This is a genomic window from Chryseolinea soli, assembly GCF_003589925.1.
Classification (GTDB): domain Bacteria; phylum Bacteroidota; class Bacteroidia; order Cytophagales; family Cyclobacteriaceae; genus Chryseolinea; species Chryseolinea soli.
Genome location: NZ_CP032382.1, coordinates 38932 through 62423, shown reverse-complemented (window position 1 = coordinate 62423; position 23492 = coordinate 38932). Strand labels below are relative to the sequence as shown.

21 protein-coding genes are annotated in these 23492 nt (G+C 49.6%); 20 read left to right on the top strand and 1 reads right to left on the bottom strand.

Features of this window, described 5'->3' with window-relative positions; all coding sequences use genetic code 11:
- The first annotated feature begins 260 nt into the window (after window positions 1–260).
- The 20 genes from D4L85_RS00215 (at window position 261) to D4L85_RS00120 (ending at window position 22244) form a co-directional block, all read left to right on the top strand.
- Window positions 261–1802: a sensor histidine kinase gene (locus tag D4L85_RS00215; protein ID WP_119752422.1), complete on the top strand. Its 1542-nt coding sequence runs from the start codon at window positions 261–263 to the stop codon at window positions 1800–1802.
- A gap of 341 nt (window positions 1803–2143) precedes the next feature.
- Window positions 2144–2731, top strand: coding sequence for a hypothetical protein (locus tag D4L85_RS00210; RefSeq protein ID WP_119752421.1), 588 nt, complete (start codon window positions 2144–2146; stop codon window positions 2729–2731).
- Between the two features lie 211 nt (window positions 2732–2942).
- Window positions 2943–4424, top strand: coding sequence for a sensor histidine kinase (locus D4L85_RS00205; protein ID WP_160143434.1), 1482 nt, complete (start codon window positions 2943–2945; stop codon window positions 4422–4424).
- Window positions 4421–4837 (top strand): response regulator, encoded by a 417-nt coding sequence (locus tag D4L85_RS00200; RefSeq protein WP_119752419.1) that lies wholly within the window; start codon window positions 4421–4423, stop codon window positions 4835–4837. The genes D4L85_RS00205 and D4L85_RS00200 overlap by 4 nt, the downstream gene beginning before the upstream one ends.
- A gap of 266 nt (window positions 4838–5103) precedes the next feature.
- Window positions 5104–5784: a response regulator transcription factor gene (locus D4L85_RS00195; RefSeq protein ID WP_119752418.1), complete on the top strand. Its 681-nt coding sequence runs from the start codon at window positions 5104–5106 to the stop codon at window positions 5782–5784.
- Window positions 5781–7151, top strand: coding sequence for a sensor histidine kinase (locus D4L85_RS00190; protein WP_119752417.1), 1371 nt, complete (start codon window positions 5781–5783; stop codon window positions 7149–7151). The genes D4L85_RS00195 and D4L85_RS00190 overlap by 4 nt, the downstream gene beginning before the upstream one ends.
- Before the next feature lie 82 nt (window positions 7152–7233).
- A complete protein-coding gene (locus D4L85_RS00185; protein ID WP_119752416.1) occupies window positions 7234–8373 on the top strand; it encodes a sensor histidine kinase in 1140 nt (379 codons plus the stop codon).
- Window positions 8370–9131, top strand: coding sequence for a LytR/AlgR family response regulator transcription factor (locus D4L85_RS00180; protein ID WP_119752415.1), 762 nt, complete (start codon window positions 8370–8372; stop codon window positions 9129–9131). The genes D4L85_RS00185 and D4L85_RS00180 overlap by 4 nt, the downstream gene beginning before the upstream one ends.
- A 153-nt stretch (window positions 9132–9284) precedes the next feature.
- Window positions 9285–9689, top strand: a complete 405-nt coding sequence (locus D4L85_RS00175) for a hypothetical protein (protein ID WP_119752414.1) — start codon at window positions 9285–9287, stop codon at window positions 9687–9689.
- 224 nt (window positions 9690–9913) lie between these two features.
- The gene (locus D4L85_RS00170; protein WP_119752413.1) at window positions 9914–10972 is read left to right on the top strand and encodes an alpha/beta hydrolase family protein; all 1059 of its coding nucleotides are present in this window, start codon (window positions 9914–9916) and stop codon (window positions 10970–10972) included.
- Between the two features lie 309 nt (window positions 10973–11281).
- Entirely contained in the window at window positions 11282–11884 is a 603-nt protein-coding gene (locus D4L85_RS00165; RefSeq protein WP_160143433.1) for a hypothetical protein, read from the top strand.
- Between the two features lie 109 nt (window positions 11885–11993).
- Complete coding sequence (locus tag D4L85_RS00160; protein ID WP_119752411.1) at window positions 11994–12428, top strand: hypothetical protein; 435 nt, start codon at window positions 11994–11996, stop codon at window positions 12426–12428.
- Between the two features lie 198 nt (window positions 12429–12626).
- Entirely contained in the window at window positions 12627–12866 is a 240-nt protein-coding gene (locus tag D4L85_RS00155) for a hypothetical protein (RefSeq protein WP_119752410.1), read from the top strand.
- Window positions 12867–13150: 284 nt separating this feature from the next.
- On the top strand, window positions 13151–14788 hold the full coding sequence (locus tag D4L85_RS00150; protein ID WP_119752409.1) for a DUF1800 domain-containing protein: 1638 nt from the start codon (window positions 13151–13153) through the stop codon (window positions 14786–14788).
- Window positions 14789–14811: 23 nt separating this feature from the next.
- Window positions 14812–16089 (top strand): DUF1501 domain-containing protein, encoded by a 1278-nt coding sequence (locus D4L85_RS00145; RefSeq protein WP_160143432.1) that lies wholly within the window; start codon window positions 14812–14814, stop codon window positions 16087–16089.
- A gap of 430 nt (window positions 16090–16519) precedes the next feature.
- Complete coding sequence (locus tag D4L85_RS00140; RefSeq protein ID WP_160143431.1) at window positions 16520–17647, top strand: ATP-binding response regulator; 1128 nt, start codon at window positions 16520–16522, stop codon at window positions 17645–17647.
- Window positions 17648–17726: 79 nt separating this feature from the next.
- Window positions 17727–18161, top strand: coding sequence for a response regulator (locus tag D4L85_RS00135; protein ID WP_119752406.1), 435 nt, complete (start codon window positions 17727–17729; stop codon window positions 18159–18161).
- A 46-nt stretch (window positions 18162–18207) separates the two neighbouring features.
- A complete protein-coding gene (locus D4L85_RS00130; RefSeq protein WP_160143430.1) occupies window positions 18208–20172 on the top strand; it encodes a TOL_0244 family TonB-dependent receptor in 1965 nt (654 codons plus the stop codon).
- The gene (locus tag D4L85_RS00125) at window positions 20160–20741 is read left to right on the top strand and encodes a TOL_0243 family YfiR-like periplasmic protein (protein ID WP_119752404.1); all 582 of its coding nucleotides are present in this window, start codon (window positions 20160–20162) and stop codon (window positions 20739–20741) included. The genes D4L85_RS00130 and D4L85_RS00125 overlap by 13 nt, the downstream gene beginning before the upstream one ends.
- Before the next feature lie 9 nt (window positions 20742–20750).
- Entirely contained in the window at window positions 20751–22244 is a 1494-nt protein-coding gene (locus tag D4L85_RS00120) for a sensor histidine kinase, YfiR-like protein-associated (RefSeq protein WP_119752403.1), read from the top strand.
- A gap of 100 nt (window positions 22245–22344) precedes the next feature.
- Here the strand turns inward: D4L85_RS00120 and D4L85_RS00115 are convergent, their stop codons facing one another.
- A complete protein-coding gene (locus tag D4L85_RS00115) occupies window positions 22345–23490 on the bottom strand; it encodes a hybrid sensor histidine kinase/response regulator (RefSeq protein ID WP_160143429.1) in 1146 nt (381 codons plus the stop codon).
- Window positions 23491–23492: the final 2 nt, after the last annotated feature.

The window sequence follows — 23492 nt, the reverse complement described above, 5'->3', positions numbered from 1 at the left end:
CGCTTCTAAAACTTTTATGCTTTGTTCAAATGGAGGGGTGCAGTGTGCCCTGCCGGGAGCTGCTGTTCTTCAGACAAGCTTGATTTAGGTTGGGCGCCGCAGGCATAGCATCTGTCGGGTTTGCAGCGGACCGCGTTTCGCTGCTAATTTTCACCCGTTTTTTGCGGAAAACTTAATATTTATCGGCAAATAAATAAGTCGTAAATTATAAGGCCAACAGCGATTTGAATTCGGATAACGAGACTTAATGGTTAGCGGAAATGGAATTTAAAGTATTGAGGGCAATCACCCGGATAGGAACGCGTCATTTAGACAACGCAGACGACGAGGAGGATATCATACTTTCGAACAAAGTGAGTATGCTGATGTCCACATTGCCCTTGATCTACATTTTTGCGAATGTCTATGATCAGGGATGGTCCCGGATCACACTGCCCATACTTTTGCAGCCGTTCTTGTTTTTGATTCCCGTTCTGGTGAACGGGCTGGGATACACAACGTTCAGCCGGGTGTTGCTCAGTTGGAACATGCCTTTGCAGGCCTTGATCTTTTCGATCTACAACAAATCGTCGGGAATAGATTTCCAGACCTCCCACTACATCGGCATACAGTTCTCGATCATGGCGTCTTCGGTGGTGCCCTTTCTGTTGTTCCGATTGGAAGACACTTTTCTCATGTTGTTCTCGCTTGCCGGTCCTTTTCTCGCCTTAACCTGTTTTGATCTCGTTCACAATTTCTTTGGCGTGGGCTACCATCAAAAAGGCCTGAGCGAAAGCGGGTATGCCTTAACGAAGATGAGGGTGTTGATCGGCTTCATCATCATCACGGGCAGTGCACTTTTTTTGAAGCGATCGGTCGGGAAAAAGGAGCACGTCAACAAAGGCCTCATTGCCGACCTCGAAGAAAAGAACCGCGAGATACTCGGTCAGCTGGAAGAAATTTCCGCGCAAAATGAATTCATCTCCCTTCAGAATAACCAGTTGGAGGAACAGAAAAGGACCATCGAAAGTCAGTATCACTTGTTGCAGATGGCCAAGTCGGACCTGGAGAAAAAAGTAAAAGAAAAGACCGCCGACATTCTCCAGGCGAGCCAGGAATTGGAAAAGCAATACCTGCAATTGGAACAATTTGCGTTTATGGCTGCACACAATTTGCGCGGCCCCGTGGCGCGGATCCTCGGCTTGCTTCAGCTGCTTCAGTTTCCAGAGACCGACCCATTGGAAAAAGAAAAGGTGATGACCCTCATCGGGAGTTCTATCCTGGATTTGGATGAGGTCATTCGCGATCTCGTCTCCGTGGTCCAGGTAAAATATCAAAATGCGGATAACAACAAGAAGTTAAAGGCGTCGGATATTATGCGGAAAGTGTTGAGTCAGTTGCAGCAGGATCTGGATAGCCAGGGGATCGTTATCTCCAATCAAATAAATCCGCAGCACGAAATTGCCGTGAACGATGCTTTTGCCCATTCCATCCTGCACAACATCATCAGCAACAGCATTAAGTATAAAGACGTGTCCAAGACACCACATATCTTCTTGCGTTCGGAGGTGAACGAGACCGAGTGTATTCTCGAGATCACCGACAACGGCATTGGTTTTGACTCCGAGGCGCACCGTGATAAGTTATTCAAACCATTTTCCAGGCTCAATACCCGTTTTTCCGGCAAAGGTCTGGGGCTCTACCTGGCCAAGGTTCAGGTGGAAAGCGCAGGTGGGCACATCTTTGCCCGCAGCAAGGTCAACGAAGGAACTACGATAAGGCTTCAATTCCCGACCGGTGCCGCAATGACCAGCCCAAACTAGTGACTTTCATCGTGCCTTTGTAACCTCTGCGAATAACGACGTTGCCCCATCTAAAGGGTTCCCACAGCAGGCGCCTTTACAATCGTTCAACGACGGGTAATATATCCTGAAGTATGGTGAACAACGATTTTTGTTTCGGTATCTTTACAGTACTGTTCGATACACGTCGGGGTTGACAGTATCATTTTTTGATGTCCTTGTCCTGCACACCATTCTTTTTTTTCAGCATTCTAGCTTTTCAACTCCCACCGTACTATCCAGGTTGACGATCGTTCAGAGCGCACAGCAGATCTTGTGCTTTCTCCACCATCACATCGTAGCGAGTATAATCCGGTTTTTTTATGAAAACGATCCTGATCAGTGTGTTCGTGTTGATCCTTTTTGCAGGAGCCATTCTGTTGGGAGCCTACTATTATCTGCGGTGGAGGCTCCAGCGGATGATCACCTTGAAATATGCGGTGGTGGGACCGCTCATCCGGAAGCTGGCCGCGAGGGAGTCTGTTACCCGGACCGAGATCTTGTTCATGGCCAAAGATCCTTCTTTACGACATGCGGTGTATCGTGTGCTCGAGGCCTATAACCAATCCGATCTTTTTCCGGTGGAATTCTTTACGATCGAAAAAGGTGCCGAAAGTTTTTTGGTGACCTGGTTGGAATTCCCAACCGAACTGGGTCAGGCCCCACACGAGATAGAACTCTATACCACGGTGGCTTTGGAGGAATTGGAAGACCAAACCTACTATGTCTTCAAATACCGGATGACCGGCAACCACTGGGCAACCGAAAACAATTGGATGCTCGGCGTGGCCGGACCCTACGGCGACGAAAGCATGCCCTACGACATACCACGAAGAATCTTCAGCCGCTTTTATTCCCTCGATCGCATCTCGGCAAAGGGAGAAGTGCAATGGGTGCATGAGAATATCTAGCGATCACGTGTCACGCTTCACCCATCTCGCATCCACGGGATTAAAACCACATTAAATCCACATTAAAATGAAGGTCTAGGGTCTGCAGGCAGTCTGAATGGAACTAATTTACAATCCGCATGAGACTTTGCCATAGCCCAGCGTCCCGGAGATCCATTCGCCCTAAGGCGAGGATCTTCTGTGGTGCGGCATGTATTCTTGCCTTGACAACATGAAGATTTCGAATATCATACTGATCAGTTTTTTCTCTATCCTGCTGTTGTTTTCCATCACTACCTACATCAACTACAAGCAGTCGAAGTTGATCGCCGAAAACAATGAAGCGTTTTCACGCTCGTCCATCATTTTGCGAAACAGTCACCGGTTTCAGCGAAATTTTCTTTACATGGTCAGCGGCCTTCGCGGCTACCTGCTCACCGATGATCCTTTTTTTATTCAGACGTATGATTCAGCCATCCTGGAGAATGAAAAGATCTTGAACGAATTGATTTCTATGGTGAATACAGCGTCCGACCAACGCATCTTGCTCGATGATATCAAATTGCTTCAGGGCTATTGGATCGATGAGTTCGCGATGCCGCTTTTGGATGCGAAAAAACAAGCCACGGCCTCGGTTAGCGATCGCGATGTTTTTGACCGGATCTATCGCACCAAGCTGGGCAGTGGTTTGGAGAAAGACGTGCAGCGGAGTCTTCAAAAGAAATTTTCGGACTTCACAAATTTCGAATACGGTTTTCGCGACTCGCGCAAGGAGATCATGACGGCCTCGCTTCGTTATACCGAGAACGTTTCGTTCTATCTCACGGTAATTTCCGTGGTGGCCGGTACGATGATCGCCTTGTTTATCGCGTATTATATTTCTTCGCGGATCGTGAAGATGGTCACGATGGCCAACGCCATCGCCGCCGGCGACTACCAGGTCCATGTCAGCGAAGAAGGGAATAGTGAACTGAGCCAGCTCGGCAGGGCTTTGAACGAGATGGCTGGCATTCTCGACCTGAACATTTCGCTGTTAAAAAAACAGAAGGATGAGCTCGACCAGTTTGCACACACGGTGTCGCACGATATCAAGGGGCCGCTGCGGGGGATCGACAACGTGGTGACCTGGATTGAAGAGGATCACCGTTTTGATCTGCCGCCAAAAGTGAATGAATACCTGGCCATCATCAAAGGGAGAGTGGCCCGGGCGGAAAATCTGATCAAGGGAATTTTGACGTATGCCCGGGTGGGCAAGGAAGAGAAGATCAGGGAGCACGTAAACATCCGGGAGTTGATCAGCGAAGTCATGGAATACAGCATACCGCCCAGGCTTGGGATCACGCTGATCACCGCTCCGGATCTGCCCCTGTTATATACGGAGCGCCTGCCGCTGCTTCAGATCTTCACCAATCTTATCGGAAACGCCTTCAGGCATCACGACAAAGCGGTGGGCGAGGTGAACGTGTATTGCAAAAGCAGGGGAGACCTTTACGAGTTTTTTGTCAGCGATGACGGCCCGGGTATCGAAGTCATGTATCACGAGAAAATTTTTGAGATGTTTCAAACCCTGAAAGAGAAAGACGCTTTTGAAAGCACCGGCGTTGGGCTGGCCATTGTGAAGAAAATCCTCCACGACCGGAAACTGGAGGTGCATATGTATTCCGAACCGGGAATGGGTTCTACATTTTCATTCACCTGGCCAAAATCACTATGAAACGAGTCATCAACATCATGCTCGTCGAAGACGATACGCTCGACCAGATCGAAGTGAAGAGGACGCTCGACAAGCGCCACATCCTCTACCGGCTGCAGGTCGCAAAAAATGGTGAAGAGGCCATGCGCCTGCTCAGTGGCGAGCCGGCGGGTGTTTCTCCCGAGATTCCCGATTTTATTTTGCTCGACCTGAACATGCCCAAGATGAACGGCTTCGAGTTGCTGCGCTGGATCAGAGCGAATGCGCGATGGAAAGACATAAAAGTTTTTATCCTGACGACGTCGGATGAACCCGAGGACAAAGCGGAGGCGCTGCGGCTGGGCGTTTCCGGGTTTATCACAAAACCCCTCAAGCTTGACAGCTCTTCTTCGATGGATGCGTTCAACCTGATGATGGACCTGATGAACATGTGATGGGGCAAAAAAGACAAGAACCCATGGCCACCCGCCAATGGGTTCTTGAAGGTTTGTCTAAAACCTTATAACCAATCCCGGTTACTCAGTGCATCAAAAGTAAAATCCCGGCGCCTCCGGTGTCCTATAAAAGCCATTAAAAGGGCATTAAAAGTGTATTAAAAAAGACCATCCCATTTTTGTTGACAATGGAGAGAATAGAAGAAACTTTAGGGAATATTAGGGCGCCGAGAGCACCCTCGCGCCTGCCAAAAAATTGATCCACTATGAAAGTCCTGGTCATCGAAGATGAACAGCAAGTGTCGTCCTTTATCAAACAAGGTCTGGAGGAGCAATCCTTTGCCGTAGATGTTGCCTTTGATGGGAACATTGGTGAACGGCTTGCCCTGAGCCGGGACTACGATGTGATCGTGCTGGATATTGTCATCCCGGGGATCAACGGATTTGATCTTTGCAAGATCCTGAAAAAAGAAAAGCCTTCCACTCCCATCATCATGCTCACCACCCTGGGGACCACGTCCGACAAGCTCTCGGGCTTTGATGCCGGCGCCGATGATTATTTGCTGAAGCCCTTTGAGTTTGAAGAGCTCGTCGCGCGGTTGAGGGTGCTCATGCGAAGGCGTTCGACCATGACAGACTATGGCAACGTGCTGCGGTTTGAGGATCTCAAGCTGGACATCGAAAAGAAGGTGGCCCATCGCCAGGACAAGGTCATCAAACTCTCGGCAAAGGAATTTGCGTTGTTGGAATTCTTCTTGCGGAATCCGCAGCGGGTTATTTCCCGGAGCGAACTGGCGGAAAAAATATGGGACATCAAATTTGAGACCGGCACCAATGTGGTGGAGGTCTATATGAATATGCTGCGCAATAAGATCGACCGGGAGTTTGAACCCAAGCTCCTGCAGACCCGGATTGGGTTGGGCTATGTACTGAGCAAAGAAACATGAACATCCGGGCAAAGCTTACCGTCATTTTCTTCAGCATCGTCATCATCGTGCTCACGATCATCTGTGTATCCATCTATTTTCTTTCGGCCAACTACCGCCAGGAAGATTTTTATCGAAGACTAAAAAACAGGGCGATCAACACGGCAAAGATCCTGACGGAAGTGGAGGAAGTAGACGCGCAACTGCTTCGTCGCATGGAGCGGAACAATCCGGCCAGCCTTCCCAATCAGTATATCGCCATATACAATGATAAAAATGAAGAGCGGTACAGTTCGGACGGGACCAACGTCATCGCCATGGACTCGGCGTTATTAAACCGCATACGCCAGCATAAAGAGGTGCGTTATGCCTATGAAAATTTTGAGGCGCTGGGCTTTTTGTTTACCGACCGGCAGGATCATTTCACCGTGGTGGCCGCCGCCACCGATGTGTATGGTTTGGACGCCCTGCGGAATCTTCGAAATATTCTCATCGTCACGTTTTGTGTGAGCATGGTGTTTGTCTCCATCCTGGGTTGGTTTTTTGCGGGAAAGGTCCTTTCACCCATTTCAAAGATCGTTGACCAGGTGGGCAACATCACCGAAGAGAACCTCAACCGGCGGCTGGACGAAGGCAATCAAAAGGATGAACTCAGTAAACTGGCCCATACCTTTAACCGGATGCTGGAACGCCTGCAAAGCGCCTTTGCTTCACAAAAGAATTTTATAACGAATGCCTCGCATGAAATCAAAACGCCCATTACCGTGATGGCGGGAGAAATTGAAGTAGCCTTGCTGCAGGATCGCGACAAAGAATATTATGTAAAAATTCTCGGCTCGGTCCTGGGCGGATTGAAAGGACTCAACAGCCTGTCCACACAGTTATTGTTGCTGGCACAAACCAGTACCGAGCAACCCGATAAGCATTTCGCGCCCATTCGCATCGACGATGTTTTGTGGGAAATAAAAGACGAACTGATCAAGGCATTTCCGGCCTACCGCATCGACATTCATTTCGACCTGGCCCTGAATCACGAATCCCTGCTCATGGAAGGCGACGAGCAACTGATCAAAGTAGTCATCCTAAACCTGATGGACAACGGCTGCAAATATTCCGACGACCATCAGGTCATCATCACGTTGGATACAAACCACCGGGGGTTCATCACCCTTAATTTTCAGAATAACGGTGTAGGTATCGATCCGGACAATGTCCATCGCATTTTTGATCCCTTCTTCCGGGGTAAACGCCACCGGCAAACCAAAGGGTTTGGCATCGGCCTTTCGTTGGTCCGGCAAATTGTCAAACTTCACGGTGGCGATATTCGCCTTGAATCGGCACCGCAGCAGCAAACCCGGTTCAGCGTCTATTTTCCTGTGGGAAAATAGCATCGCTTTCAGGTGAATTCAATTAAACCCTGGCCGGCCGCGATGGTCTAATGCGCGCTCGCACGCAAGGCGAGTGCAAAAAATGTTCACCCCAACCCATACCAACACAAACTGCGAGGCTGAAATTTTAGCCGGTGAAGCGTACAAATCCGCACCTGAAAGAGCAGGCCATGTGCTCCTGCCGGCAGACCTTTGTCGGACCATGAGCGGGAAATACAAAATCATGATCAGCCTCTCGCTGGGCCTGGCCGTCTTTTTTTCGTTGCCCTGGATCACGTTGAACGAGCCCTCCCGGCTAACCAGCAATTTGTCGAAGCTGGGGCTTTCGGATGCGCGGATTGCATTCCTGTTTGTCAGCGTGTTTCTCAGCAGCATCCTTTTCTTTCAATACAATTTCTTCTGGAAAAGGCGGCTATCGGCCCGGAGAAATGGCTTGATCGCCAAGGGGCTAAACGTGCTGATCAATATCGGCCTGGTGGTGGTGCTGAGTGTCATAGTGATGTGGGTCGCCGACGGCATCTTCACGATCGCGGCGAAGCGTCCGTTCTTTATTTTTTATCTTTTGCGCAATGCGTTGATCGCTTTTGTGGCCATGCTGGTGGCGCATGTCATTGAATTGTTGGAACATCTCCGGCACGAGAAAATCAGGACACTCACCCTGCGACACCAGAATGTGGAAACGGAACTGGCAGCGTTGAAGGCCCAGATCGACCCCCATTTTTTCTTTAACTCGCTTAATTCGCTCAATGTGCTGATCCGGGAAAATACCCAGGAGGCGCTGGCCTTCGTCGATCACTTTTCGCAGTCGTTTCGCTATGTCCTCGAAAATAAGGAACAAAAGCTGGTCACGGTTCGCGAAGAGCTTGTGTTCCTCGAATCTTACCTCTTCATGATGGAGAAAAGATTCGCGAGCGGCCTGGTGGTCCAGATCCGGATCGCGCCCGATCTCTACACGCGAAAGATGCCGCAATTTGCTTTGCAGCTCCTGGTGGAGAATGCGGTGAAGCACAACCAGGTTTCTGCGCGTCATCCGTTGACGGTCGAGATCTATAGTGAACAAGGGCATATTGTGGTGAAAAATAACCTTCAGAAAAAACAGTCGGCAAAGGGCTACGGCATCGGGCTGGCCAATCTATCTAAACGATACCAGCTCATTCACAACGCAGAGATCACGGTGCGAACCGGCCCAACCCATTTTGAAGTAAAACTTCCTGTGCGATGAGAGACACCCGTGTAATTATTGTCGAGGACGAGCTGAACGCTGCAAAGAACCTGAAATATCTCCTGGCCGAGCATGCGCCCGACATGGGCGTGATGGCTACGCACGCCAGCATCGAGCAAGCCACAGACTGGCTTCGAAAGAATCCACCTCCTTCACTCGGATTTTTCGACATTCAACTGGAAGACGGATTGTCTTTCGAGATCTTCAAATTGATCAACATCGACTTTCCGGTGATTTTCACCACGGCGTTCAACGACTATGCTATCGAGGCCTTTAAAGTAAACAGCATCGATTACTTGCTAAAACCGGTCCATGCGGCCGATCTCCAGTTCAGCCTGGAGAAATTCAGAAAGCTTGCTCAACCTAAACCAGACAAAGACCTGATCTATAACGTGCTGAACACACTATCCCGTCAGCAAGAAACGTCCACACTCCTGGTCCATTTCCGTGACAAGATCATCCCGGTGCCCGTCGGCGATTTTGCATTCTTTTTTATTCGGAACAACCTGGTTCACGGCTGTACACACAAGAACCAAATCCATCTCCTCGATTTCACGTTCGAAGCTTTGGAACAAAAACTCCCGCGCCGGCATTTCATCCGCGCCAACCGGCAGTATATCGTCAACCGCACAGCCATTCAGGAGATGGAGCTTTTCTTCAATGGCCGGTTGTCGCTGAAACTGTCGCCGGCCCCCAGTGAGACCGTGCTTATCAGTAAAGCCAAAGTGCCCTTATTCAAGCAGTGGATGGAAGCTTGAGATGTACCGCCATGCGGCCACCCCGATAACTTCAATCCTCGCAGGGATGATTTCAATCCCCATTATTTCAGCCTGACCCGATCTTTCAAGCCGCGCTGGCTTGCGTCGCGTTTCTTTGTCATATGAATTTGTTTAACCATAAAAAAATTTAACATGAAAAGAAGCGTAATGATGATCATGGTTTTGGTCACACTCATCGCCGGGCCCCGGGCGGTCCATGCCCAAAACAAATTGGATAAGCTCATGACGGAGACGACAGCAGAGGAGCGGGCGGAAATGCAAACCCGGAACATGACCGAGAAATTGTCGCTGCGGGATGATCAGAAACCAACGGTACAAGAAATCAACTTGAGATACGCGCGAAAAATGCAAAGTGTTTACAACGCCGGCGGTGGTAAACTACAGCGATTCCGGAAAATGAAAGGGGTTAGCGAGGAGAAGGACGGTGAGTTGAAGAAGGTGCTGGACGCCTCCCAGTATGCAGCCTATGAAAAGAACAAGGAGGAGATGAAAAGCGCGATCAAAGAGAAGGCAAAAGAAAAAAGGGATAACCAGTAGTGCCCGGCATCAGCTTAAGAACCGTTTGGAGTTTTTTGTATGAAAGCCACGCAAACACTACACGGCATGGAGAGAAAAAATATTTTTCTTGTGCCTCCATTGTATTTCGAAACACTGGCCACCCGTATCTGGGAGCGCATTCAATCCGGCGACAAGAGAAGGTGATGCGAACGCCGGTCGTTTTTTTACTTCATAATTTTCAATACCCAAAAATTTTATTCGCTATGACAAAGTTTCATTTTCATATATTTCTTTTATGCAGTATCCTATGCGGCTCATGCCAGGATGATCCTGTGGCCGCACCAGATGATCACCTGAGTGACCTGAATGGCCCGATCTCAAAACCGACTTCCGGCTATGGGGCGGACGGCTCTTTTGCGGTGGCGCGAATCGCCTTCCCCAATCCGGCTTACACGACGATGCAACCTGAACTATTTTATCCGGCAAACAGCACAACTCCCAAGCCAACGATATTCTTCGCCCACGGCTACGGCGGAAATCGCAGCGGCATCTACCAGGGCGTTTTGGATTTTATTGCCAAAAAGGGTTATGCCGTGGTGTTCGTACCCTATCCCACAAGGGGAGGTAGTGTCGACGACCGGTACGACATTCTTTGGGCCGGCTTTGAAGAGGCGGTACGCAAATTTCCATCGATCATCGACACCACGCGGGTGGGCTTCATGGGCCATTCCTTTGGAGGTGGAGCCGTTGTCGGCCTGGCGCATCGGGCTTTTACGGAAAAGCATTGGGGAGAAAACGGTCGCTTCTTGTTTCCCCTGGCGCCGTGGTATTCCTACCAGCTCACCGACGACCAACTATCTTCTTTCCCCGACAACACCAAGCTCCTGATGCAAGTCTATCAGGAAGACACGATTAACGACCATCGCATGGCTATTGATATCTATAAACACATCAACATCTCCAATAGCGAAAAAGACTATGTCACCGTCACGTCCGATGAGGTAGACGGCTATCGCTACCTGGCCGGTCACTCGCTGCCCACCACCGTTGGACAGGGTGATCGATCACTGGATGCCTATGACTACTATGGTGTCTACCGTCTACTCGACGCGTTGATGGACTACACATTCAATCACAATCCGTCGGCGAAGAACGTGGCGCTTGGCAACGGTTCTGCCGAACAGGTCACGATGCCAACCTACAACCAGCAGACGCTGGCGCCGCTCCTCGTGACGGACGACCCGCAGCCAACCCATGCGCAGGATTTCTATTTATTTTACTGTAGTCACGAGCGAAACCCGCGAAGTGCCATGTGCGAATGAAAAAAATGGAATGTGCTCATTGCCTTGTGCTCCGGATATCGCGACCGGCTGATATTCGAGCATCAAGGCGCTGTTTTTTATGGGTAAATAATTCCGGCGGGGTTTAACAGGATGCCGTTGCCGGGGTAGGTAGCTAGAAATGGTCACGTTAAATATCCGTGTCGCGGGGATTTGGATGTGTATTAAATTCTGGGCAATTGCTTATTTTTGAAAAATGTTCCGGTTCCTCCCAAAACGGTATGTAAGGTCTCTCTCTCTTATTATTGGGGCGTTAGCGGTCAAATGAACAAATTTCAAAACCATAGAAACATGAGACGGATTTTAGTTATTTCCTTTTTGGTATTCATCGTTAGTAAGGCGTTTTCACAAGATTACATGGATATCATCACCAAGAAATCTTGCGACTGTATCGACCAGGTTTCCGATACACTAAAATCGGAACAATTTAATATGAGCCTTGGCATTTGCATGATAGAAGCTTCGATGCCCTATAAAAAGCAAATAAAAAAAGATTATGACATTAATTTGGATAAGATCGAAACGGAAGGGGCGAAACTGGGAAGGATATTGGGTGTAAAAATGGCTTCCGTTTGCCCAGCCACGTTGTTGAAGATGACACAGAAAGTAAAAGGAAAGACAGTCCCGCCGAAAGTGGAGCAAACATCAGAGGGGATCGTGACAAAAATTGAAAATGATTTTTTCGTTGTGCTTTCATTGAAGGACGACCTCGGCAAGATCACCAAATACTACTGGTTGACCTTTATTGATTCGGAAGTCGACTTGGCGAGTTCCTATTCAACGCTCATGGGTAAGTCTATTAGCATTGATTATGAATCCCAGGAATTTTTCGATCCCAAACTGCAGGAGTACCGGCAATTCTTGATCATTAAAAAAATCACGATAGACAATTAAAATCGACTACGCCAGCAATAGTTACTTACCGCAGCGATGGCCCTTTGCTGCGCATCGGTGAGTAGCGAGGCAGAGTCATGCATTGGATCAAAGCGATATCAGAAAAATTATGAACTTGCTAATGGGGTTTTTTATGTTTTCAAAATTATTTTTTGGGACAACTCAAGATGACAAATATAAAGTTGGGCAGGTTTGGGAGTATAACACCAGAAAGGGTGAAGAGAAATCAACGTTGACCATTGTTGGGGTTGAGAAGCATAAAAAACTCGGTGTTATCGTAAATATCTATGTGGGTGGGCTAAGCGTTAAGAACCCTAACGCGGACAATGGGTTTTTCGATGAAATTCAACACCTCCCGTTTTCCAAAGAAGCGATGGATAAAAGCGTTATTAAATTACTTGGAACCTCTCCAAAACTCCCAAAATATAAAGAAGGATATAATGCCTGGAGATCCGCCTTTGATCGAGGAGAAGCGGGAGTTTTTACGATTACCGTGAAAGAATCCATTGACGTCATGGAAAAAACGTTAAGCCAAGGCAAGTGATGTCGCGCTGCGCCGTAGATTTTCGTTATTATTTTATTTCTAGCTGATACAGAGACCTTTAAAATATTGCCATTGATTCGCTGACTCGCGCTACTTTAAAAAATTTGAATGTATTTTAGCGCCGGTCTTTTCCCGGCGGACAAACGTTGTGTTTCACGCAGGAGAGACCTTTACATTAAAAAAAACAAAAATTAATTTATGGCTAAGGAAAGTATCGCAAAAGAAAACCCAGTTGTGGACGCACTAAAAAAACTAAAAGAAGAGGAAGCCGAGTTGTTGGTTAAACTAAAACCCCTCCAGGAAGCTATCGGCGCGCTTGAAAAAATTGTTGATAAATCTGTAAAGAAAGTAAAATCATCTTCTGGTGCGAAAGATAGCTCTGGCGAGCTTGTGGGCGTTGAAGAAGGTGCGCAGGAATCAAATGACGATTCACAATAAGATTAACGTATAAGGAGAGCTTTGTAACACAGCAAAGCAACCCATGGGTACAAAGTTGCAGCGTTTAAGAACGTTGCAACTTTTTTATTTAAGCCCATTTTAAGCGGCACCTGTAGAAAATTTTCAACACTCTCTGCCGAATTTTTCTTCACCGCGCAACTGGCGTGACGGCAACGGATGAGCGCGCGCCCCGTACAAGTCCAAAGAAATCACCTGGCGCAGGATAACTGGCGGGATGCACGCCGGCATCCGTCGTGGCAGCGAATTTGTCGCCCGCTGTCAGTATGAAATCTCCCAAAAACCTATCCGCCGCCTTTCCCTCCCTCATTGCGTCGTTAAAAGGATATGATCTACAACCACCGCCACCCACAGTGATCGCCCTCAACCGGGTGACGTATGGCGCTACATCCGCGCTGACAGAACAGGTGACCAAGCGAGGCCTGGGTGACTATCTTGAAGAGCAGCTCCATCCAAAGAACGAAGATGAGCGGGTGGTTCGAAAGCTTTCAGAAGCCACCCTTCCCATAAAGTACAATGATAAAGATGGAAATCCCCTGGTCGACGAAGTACGATCTTTGCGCCTCATCGACGCGCCGTTGAGCGAACTCTGGAAACTGAATAACAAAGACGCCAACCTTCCTTATGCCGAAAAGATCAGGGCATTGGAAGAAGTTCGCGTGGCATCGTGGTTGCGCGCGGTCTACAGCCCCTGGCAACTGCGCGAAGTGATGACGGAGTTCTGGCACAATCATTTTAATGTCAATGCGTCCGATCAGAAGATCAGCACGGTGTTTCCGGTGTATGACCGCGATGTGATCCGCAAAAACTGTTTTGGAAATTTCCGTGTGTTTTTGGAGGACGTATCGAAAAGCGCCGCCATGCTGTATTACCTCGACAACTTCACCAGCAAGGCCAGCCCCGCCAATGAAAACTATGCGCGCGAACTGTTTGAATTGCACACGCTGGGCTCCGATTTTTATTTTAACAACTTATACAACCGCTGGCGCGATGTGCCCGGCGCCACGGCGGGAAAACCCGTGGGCTATATCGACGAAGACGTCTATGAAGCGGCGCGTGCGTTCACCGGCTGGACAGTAGCCGATGGCGCCAGCAGTGGCAAGGACAAACTTCCCGACACGGGCGAGTTTTATTACTACGACGGCTGGCACGACAACTATCAAAAGCGAATTCTGGGCACCGAGATCGAGCCCAACCAACCGGCGTTGTCCGACGGGCACTTGGCGCTGGACTTGGTTGCTCATCATCCGGCCACGGCCAAGCACCTTTGCAAGAAACTTTGTATTCGATTCATCTCCGATCAGCCCCCGCAGTCCGTTGTCGAGGGTGCCGTGAAAGTGTGGATACAGCACCAAAAAAGTCCCGATCAGATCGGGCAGACATTGCGCTACATCCTAAACACCAAGGAGTTTGCCGCCACGTGGGGACAAAAGGTGAAGCGTCCCTTTCACCTCATGGTGTCGATGTTGCGCGCCACGCAGGCGGAGATCACCCCAAACCAAGGCCTCACCGGGCAATTGAGCCAGATGGGATACCTTCACTACAGCTGGCAAACCCCCACCGGGCATCCCGATGTGATGGATTATTGGCTCAGCTCCAACAGCATGATCGCCCGTTGGAATGTGGCATCGTCGCTGCTCTCGGTCAGTCCCAACAACCGGATTGCTGCCTATGATTTTGCGAGGTTCGTGCCACCGGGGATGGACAAACCGCAGGACCTCTCGCGCTTCTGGATCGACCGGGTGTTGCAGAAAAAAAAGACACCCGACTTTGAGCAAGCCATGATCGATTTTCTTCGGGGCGACGGCAAGGCGGACCAATCCATTCCGGCCGACAAGCTGAACAATCGCCTGAGTGGATTCATCGCCTTGCTCACGATGACGCCGGACTTTCAATTGATTTAATGACCAACCTAATCCACACCAACATGAAACGAAGGGAATTTATCATCGGATGTTCCGCCGCGATCGCGGCCATGGCCGGCAGTCGCATCACCGGGTATTCATTTGCTCCCGATGGCAGTCCGGGAAATATTTTGATCTATGTGTTCCTTCGCGGTGGGTGCGACGGACTCAACCTGGTGGCTCCCGTGAACGACCCCAACTACATCGCCAACCGCACGGCCGACGTTCGTGTGACCGACAGCGGCGACACGGAGGGCCTGTCGCTCGGCAACGGACTGGCCGGTCTCGATTTCCGTCTTCACAAAAAAACTTCCGCGTTGAAAGAGCTGTATGATTCCAATGCGCTGGCGATCATTCATGCGGCGGGCCTCACCAACGGCACACGCAGTCACTTCGATGCGATGGATCTTATCGAGCGGGGTTCGCTTCAAAACAAAACCTTGAACGAGGGGTGGCTCACCCGTTTTTTGAAAAGTGTTCCTGCCGCGCCGGAGGGAAACAACATTGCGTCCGTGGCGATCGGCACGGTGATGCCCACGTCCTTTTTGGGAAGCAACGGCACACTGGCCATCAGCAACCTCAACGACTATAAATTGCGTGGCGATAAACGCTATGCTTCCATCCTGCAAAGTTTATACACCGGTAATTCGTTGCTGGATGAGGCTGCTCAAAATGCTTTGACGTCGGTGGCCGAGATCAACAACCAGTTGCCCAAAGATGTCACCAACACACCGATGCCTTATGTGCCCGAAAATAATGTGAAATATCCGGAAAGCCCGTTGGCAAAATCGCTCCAAACCCTGGCGCAACTGATCAAGATGGAAACCGGCTTGCGCGTGGCGTCGGTAGACTATGGTGGTTGGGATACGCACGAGCACCAGCAAGGCGCCTTTGCCAATCTCGCCGACGGGTTATCGACCGCGTTAGGTGCATTCTATAACGACATCAGCCATCATCAGAAACGCGTCACACTGTTGGTCATGAGTGAATTTGGACGCCGCCTGAAATCCAACAAAAGCAACGGCACCGATCACGGTCATGGCAACGTCATGCTGGTTTTGGGTGGAGAGGTAAAAGGAGGGAAGATGTATGGCACCTGGCCCGGGCTCGAAAACGAACAACTGGATAACCACGTCGACCTGGCGGTCACCACCGACTATCGTCACGTGCTGAGCGAGATCTTGTTGAAGCGAATGGCTAACCCCAAACTCGGGTATATATTTCCCGGCTACAAGGACTATAAGCCGCTCAATTTTCTCAATGGCAATGCGCTGCAAATCGACTATAATAACGCGAAATAAGCCCATCAGGATTTGGACAAGCCACACGGGATAAGGGTTCGAACGGGATCTCCGAACGACCTAAAATGCTTTGATAGCAAAGTGAAAAATAGTATATTGTTTACTCGCGGGTAAATCATGCCTGCGGAGATCCTATGAGTTCGCGCGTTCCGGGTTCATGCACGAAATGCAGAAGCCGGTGCTCGTGGAGTTGTTATTAGCAGCATTGATGGTTACTTCCTGCCTTTCATAGACTCTGATGAGAGTCCTATATTCTTTCCGCCAGGCAAGTAAGCATGGGAATAGAGGGGAACAATATCCACAACCCATATCGGGACGCGGCACTTTGATCTGTTGGGAAAATTATCAGGAATCAGCGAATCGCCACCAGATACATTTTAATCGAGTTGAAAAGATACCGGAGATGACCGTGCATTAAATGAATACAGTTATGGAAAACGAGAAAGAATTGAAAATCCTTATGCTTGAGGATAGCGATGATGACCGTGGCTTAATTGAGTACATTCTTCGAAAGGACAAACTGTCATTTGTCGCCAGGTGTGTCAATACGCGGGATGAATTTAACGACGCCATTCGAGGCTTTAGTCCCGATGTGGTATTGTCCGACCACGGCTTGCCGGGATTCAATTCTGCCGAGGCACTGGAAATTTGTATCAAGCAACAAGCCACCATCCCCTTCATCCTGGTGACCGGAACGGTTTCGGATGAATACGCTATTTCCTGTCTGCGGAATGGCGCCGACGATTATATTTTAAAGTCCAACCTCTCCCGCTTGCCCACAGCCATACGCGGTGCCGTGAGAAAACGCAAAGTTGAAAAACTAAAACGCGAAGCCAGACATGCGCTGAGAAGACGGAACGAGGAATTGGTAAAGGTCAATCAAGAGCTCGACAATTTTGTGTACAGCGTTTCGCATAATCTCCGTGGTCCCCTGGCGTCTGTTATGGGCTTGCTCAATGTCGCAAAAGAGATCGAGAAAAATCCGGAGCTGGCCGGAATTCACGAGATGATGGAATCAAGTGTTTTGAAGCTGGACGATACGCTCAGGGAAATCATCGACTACTCCAGAAACGCACGAAATGAAATCGACTATGCGGAAGTGAACTGGAAGGCGCTCATCGAAAATGCATTCCGGAAACTTGAGTATCTGCATGCCGAACACTATTTGAATAAGTTTATCGATCTGGACATCGCGACACCCTTTTTTTCCGACGCGGGCCGGTTGGCCGTGATCCTGAGTAATCTTTTATCCAACGCCATAGCCTATCGCGAAAGCCATCGGGAGCCGATCATTGGCATTGACATATCGACGACGGAGAAAAACGCTGTCATTGTGATCAAGGACAATGGCATTGGCATCAAACCTGAGATCTTACCCGAGGTCTATAAAATGTTCTACCGGGGAACCGAGAGAAGTCATGGATCGGGACTGGGTCTGTATATCGTCAAGCAGATCCTTCAAAGACTGAACGGGACGATTGCCATCACCTCCGAGGTAGGCGTTGGCACCACCGTCACGATTGCACTCCCGAATATGCGTCATCAAAGCTTTGGTTGATTTTTTGCCAGATCGCGATAAACCCGAGTGTATTCTCAAAGCGCCGGAAGCGCTCTTTCATTCATTTTTTAATATGCCTATGATCTACCAGGAAGTTGAAGTGCTGATTGTGGAAGACAACGACGAGGATGCGGAGTTGGCCATCCGCGCACTGAGGAAACACCGTTTAGCGAATAACATTGTACATCTTAGCGATGGCGAGCAAGCCTTGGATTTTATTTTTGGGAGAGGAAAGTATTCGGACCGGATCATTTCACAAATGCCCAAAGTAATTCTCCTGGATATAAAAATGCCAAAGGTCAGCGGACTGCAGGTGCTGCAAGCCGTGAAGGCCGATCCGCAAATGAAGGTGATCCCCGTAGTGATCCTCACGTCGTCCGAGGAAGATCCCGATATCAAAAAATCGTACGAACTGGGTGCGAACAGCTACATCGTCAAGCCTGTTGAATTTGATAATTTCTCCAAGACCGTCGCCGATCTGGGATTGTATTGGATGGTCGTCAACCGCGTGTAGTCCAGTGCGTATGACAGGTCTTTATTTTTTTGTCAAATCGTTGCCTATGAAAAATATATGCATGCCCTCAACCGGAAAGCATCATCGGATGCTTTTGATCGCGCCCCTTCTTTTTCTGATCACCGGCATCGTGCTATTCCCTCAACGCACCTGCGCACAAGGCAATTCCTTTCGCGGGGATACTTTAAAAAGATTGAGTCTGGAAGAACTGCTCAACGTGGAAGTGACGTCCGTTTCGAAACGGCCCGAGAAATTGAAAGGGGTGGCTTCGGCCATCCAGGTGATCACGCAAGAAGACATTCGGCAGTCCGGGGCCACGAGTGTGCCCGAGGCGTTGCGGCTTGCCCCGAACTTGCAAGTGGCCCAGGTAAATTCCAGTCAATGGGCGATTAGTGCGCGGGGATTTAGCAACGTACTGGCCAATAAATTATTGGTGTTGATCGATGGTCGCGTGGTCTACACCCCGATGTATGCGGGTGTGTTTTGGGATGTACAAAATCTGGTGCTGGAAGATGTCGACCGGATTGAGGTGATCAGTGGCCCGGGGGGAACCCTGTGGGGGGCGAACGCTGTCAACGGCGTGATCAACATCATCACAAAAAAAGCAAAGGACACCCAGGGCCTTTTTGCCGAAGCGGCCGTGGGCACGAAACTTCGCGGCTTGGGAAGTCTTCGCTATGGCGGCAAGCTGGCCAAAAATCTTTCTTATCGCGTCTACGGAACGGCATTCAAACGCGGCAGCACGATCTTCCATCCCGACAGTGTGGAGACCAAAGACGACTGGACCATCGCGCAGGGTGGTCTGCGTCTTGACTGGGAGGCAACCGAAAATGATGCCGTCAGTTTTCAGGCGAACCTGTACGACGACCGACCTAATCCCGACGGCAACAACCCCATTGTTGCCCGTGGAAGCAACGCCGTGGCGCGTTGGACGCATACCACCTCCGATAAATCCAATTTTCAGCTCCAGGCCTACGTTGATCATACCTGGAGAGATTTTAGAAATGGATTTACGGAAAAAATAAACACCTACGATGTCGAAGGGCAGCATCGTTTCCGGCTGGGCCAGCGACAAGAGGTGATCTATGGCCTGGGCTTTCGGTATATGGACCACGACGTGCATAATCTTGAACTGTTTGCTTTTGAGCCCGCGAGAAAATCGCTTTACCTCTTTAATGTATTCGTTCAGGATGAGATTGCCCTGGTGGAAGAAAAATTGCGGTTGACGTTGGGCATAAAGATCGAGCATAACTCCTACACCGATTTTCAATATCAACCCAACGTGCGTCTCAACTGGACGCCCACGCCCACGCAAACCGTATGGGCGGCCGTATCGCGCGCCGTGCGAAATCCTGTCCGCATCGACCGGGAGTTTTTTCTTTACGCTGTTCCGCAGGTGCCCGTCATTGCCGGGAGCAACTTTCAATCGGAGGAAGTATTGGCCTATGAATTGGGTTGGCGTATACAACCCCAAGAAAGTCTGTCGGTCTCACTCGCCACATTTTATAATGTTTATGACAACCTCCGAAGCTTTGAGCCGGGTCCTCCGCCCCTCGGCATTCCCTTCACGTTTGGGAACGGCGTAAAGGGCGACACTTATGGTGCGGAGCTTTCGGCTACATACCAGTTGAATGGCTGGTGGCGTCTCCGTGGTGGCTACACGTACCTGGAAAAGAATTTGAAAGTCAAAGGAAACAGTGAGGATGTCAACCAGGGGTCGGCAGAGAGCAATGACCCCAGTCACCAGGTTTTAATTCAATCGATGATGAAACTTCCCGGGCGCATGGAATTAGGAACCGTTGTTCGTTATGTGGGAGCGCTTCCCAAGCCAAAGGTCTCCGAATATGTTGGCCTCGATATCCGGCTGGGATGGAAATTGGACAAGCGGATTGAATTGAATCTTGTCGGACAGAACCTGGTGAAAAGCAGTCACACCGAATTTATACCTTCGTCGGGGGTGGCAAAGGACATCCAACGAAGTGTTTACGCGAAAGTGGTATGTCGTTTCTGAAGATAATAAAATATCCGGAAGCGGGCCGCTCGAAAGCAAACGTATGGCTGATCCTGTTCGCGGGTCTGCTGTCTTTTGGCGCGCACGCGCCATCCCAGGGCGAAACTTCAAAGGAATACCAGGTAAAAGCTGTTTTCCTCTACAACTTCACACAATTTATTGAATGGCCTCCCGATGCCTTTGATCAACCCGACGCCCCGCTGGTGATCGGCATCCTGGGACCAGACCCCTTTGGAAAATATTTGGACGAAACGGTGCAAGGCGAAAAAGTAAATGGCCATCCACTGGTCGTTCAGCGCTTTCATACACTGGCGGACGTTGCCCATTGCCAGATCCTTTTCATCAGCACGGATGAAAAAAATCAGTGGAAGCAAATCTTTGAGTATGCGAAAGCCAGGCACGTTCTCACGGTTGGGGACGTTACAAATTTCTCGAAGCAGGGCGGGATGATCCGGTTCTTTCCCGAGGAAAATAAGATCCGCATCCGCATCAATTTGACGTCTGTTAAAAATGCGGATCTAAAGGTCAGCTCCAAATTGCTGCGGCTGGCCGAAATAGTTGAACCATAACCTGAATTGATGATGAGAAGCAGGAACACTCCCATTCAGCAAAAGCTCATGAAGGTTATCATGCTGACCAGCGGCGCGGTATTGTTGTTGACGTGCAGCTCGTTTTTTGCCTATGAGCTTGTTACGTTTCGCCAGAGCAGCATCCGTCAGCTCTCCACGCTGGGAGAGATCATTGCCACCAACAGTACGGCGGCGCTGGCCTTTGATGATTCTACCGCGGCCAATGAAATACTGTCGGCATTGAAGGCCGAGCGCCACATCGTTGCTGCTAGTTTGTATGATGCAGAAGGAAAACTGTTTTCATCGTACCGGGCCAACCCAACTCAAGGCGCTTTTCCCATCGTTCCGGAGGCTGACGGATATCAGTTTACGGGCGCGTATTTTGGAGGATACCAGCCTATTGTGCAAGGTGACAAGAGACTCGGAACACTCTATTTAAAATCCGACACCGGCGCAATGTATGAACGCCTCAAACTGTATGGCAGCATAGCCTTGCTCGTGGTCGCCTTGTCTTTCCTGCTGGCCTACCTGCTTTCAAAAAATTTACAGCATGGCATTACCACACCGATCCTGGCCTTGGCCGAAACGGCAAAAGCCATTTCCGATCGACACGATTATTCCGTCAGGGCGGTCAAGCAGGTTGACAACGAACTCGGTGTGCTCACCGACGCCTTTAACCAAATGCTGACGCGGATCCAGGAACAGAATTTGGCCCTGAACGAAAGCAGTGCAAAAATAGTCGCCTTCAATCAACGGCTCGAACAGCGGGTGGCAGAACGTACGGCCGAGTTGGAAGCCTCCAATAAAGAACTGGAATCCTTCTCGTATTCGGTTTCCCACGATTTGCGCGCGCCGATCCGCTCGATTCATGGATACGCCAATATTCTCAAGGAAGAATACGCCAGCGTGCTCGACGCGGAAGCCATGCGATTGATCCAGACGATCTTGAGAAATAGTAAACGCATGGGACAACTCATCGACGACCTGTTGGCCTTCTCCAGGCTGGGGCGAAAGGAGTTGATGCGATTTGAGGTGTCGGTGCAGGATATCGTCCACACCATTGTGGAGGAACAAAAGAGCATCGAAGGCGATCGCCTGATCGAGGTCAAGATCGACAACTTGCCAAACGCTTTTGCCGACCTCACCACGTTGCGGCAGGTATGGATCAACCTGGTGTCGAATGCCCTGAAGTATTCGCGCGACAGGGAAAGGTCGGTAGTTGAGATCGGGTCTTTTGAAAAGGACCAAGCTTTGATCTATTACATCAAGGACAACGGCGCGGGATTCGACATGAAATACTATGACAAGCTCTTTGGCGTCTTTCAGCGTCTGCATTCACAAAAAGAATTTGAGGGAACGGGCGTGGGGCTGGCCATTGTGCAGCGGATCATCGCCAAGCATGGCGGAAGAATATGGGCCGAAGCAAAACTGAATGAAGGTGCCACGTTCTATTTTACCTTGAACGCCATGTCTTCTCCTTCCATCGCCGTCAATGAAAATTAAGCAACAATTTTGCGGGCTTGGGTTGGACGCGCTTCAGGGCTTTCCGGCTTCCCGTGCGTTTATCGCTCCGCGAATGGCCGAGGGCAGGGAAGAGCCCAAATCAATTTAAATTCGATTGCGTTCTCCCCGGAAAGGCATTGGGAATTTCCAAACGGAACGTGGTACCTTCTCCAAACACCGTGATCACCTGGATGGTGCCACCTAGTTTTTTTGTCATTTCTTTCACAATGTATAAACCAAGGCCAGCCCCTTCACTTTTTTCGGTGGCACGGAAGAACATTTCAAAGATTCGCGGAACAAGCTCTTCCGGGATGCCGATGCCATTGTCTTTGAAAAGAATATGTGCCGCGTTTGCCGTGATCTCGGCTTCAATGGTTAATGTCGATTGTTTTTTGCGGATGTCGCGATAACGGATGGCATTGGAGACGAGGTCATCAAAAATGACGCTGAGGCGATGGCTGTCGGAATAAAACGGTGTCTCTTCGTTGCGAATGAATACTTCTTTTTTTACCTGGTCATAGCCTTCAATAAATTCCGAGCTCTCCAGGCACGTTTGGATGATCGGCGCAAGATCCACTTTTTCAATGTTGATATCGCCCCGCGCATTGCGGGAGTAGTTCAGGATCTCCTTCAAGGTAGCGTCCAGCTTCCGGATGCTCTTTTCCATCATGTCGAACAAGGGCAAAAAAGAATCTTCCCGTTTGCCGTCTTCCAGGCGCCCGATGTTGACGAGACCGAGAACGGAGGTTAAGGGAGCCCGCAGGTTGTGCGAAACGCTGTAAACAAATTTGTCCAGCTCCTCATTGATTTTGACCAGCTCTTTGTTTTGTCGTTGTAACGCTTTCTCGGCCTCCTTTCGTTCTGCGTCGATCTTTTTTTGTTTGATCGCATTGATGATGGCAGAGGAGAGCCGGGTGAGGTTTAGTTTCAATACGTAGTCGTCGGCGCCTTCCTTCAGACAGCTGACGGCAAATTCTTCCGACATCGTGCCGGTCACGAGGATAAAGGGAATGTCGAGACCCTGCGCGCGGCAGAGCTTTAAGGCTTCCATGGAATTGAACTGCGGCAGGGAATGATCGGATAAAATGACGTCGGGATTGAACTCGTGCAACGCGCGGACAAACAGTTCCTGGGAGTCCACTTGCTGCGCCTCAAATTGAATCCCATCCTTTCTAAGCGCATATTCAATGAGAACAACATCGTCTTGAACATCCTCGAGAATCAATATTCTTAGAGTTGTATTCATGG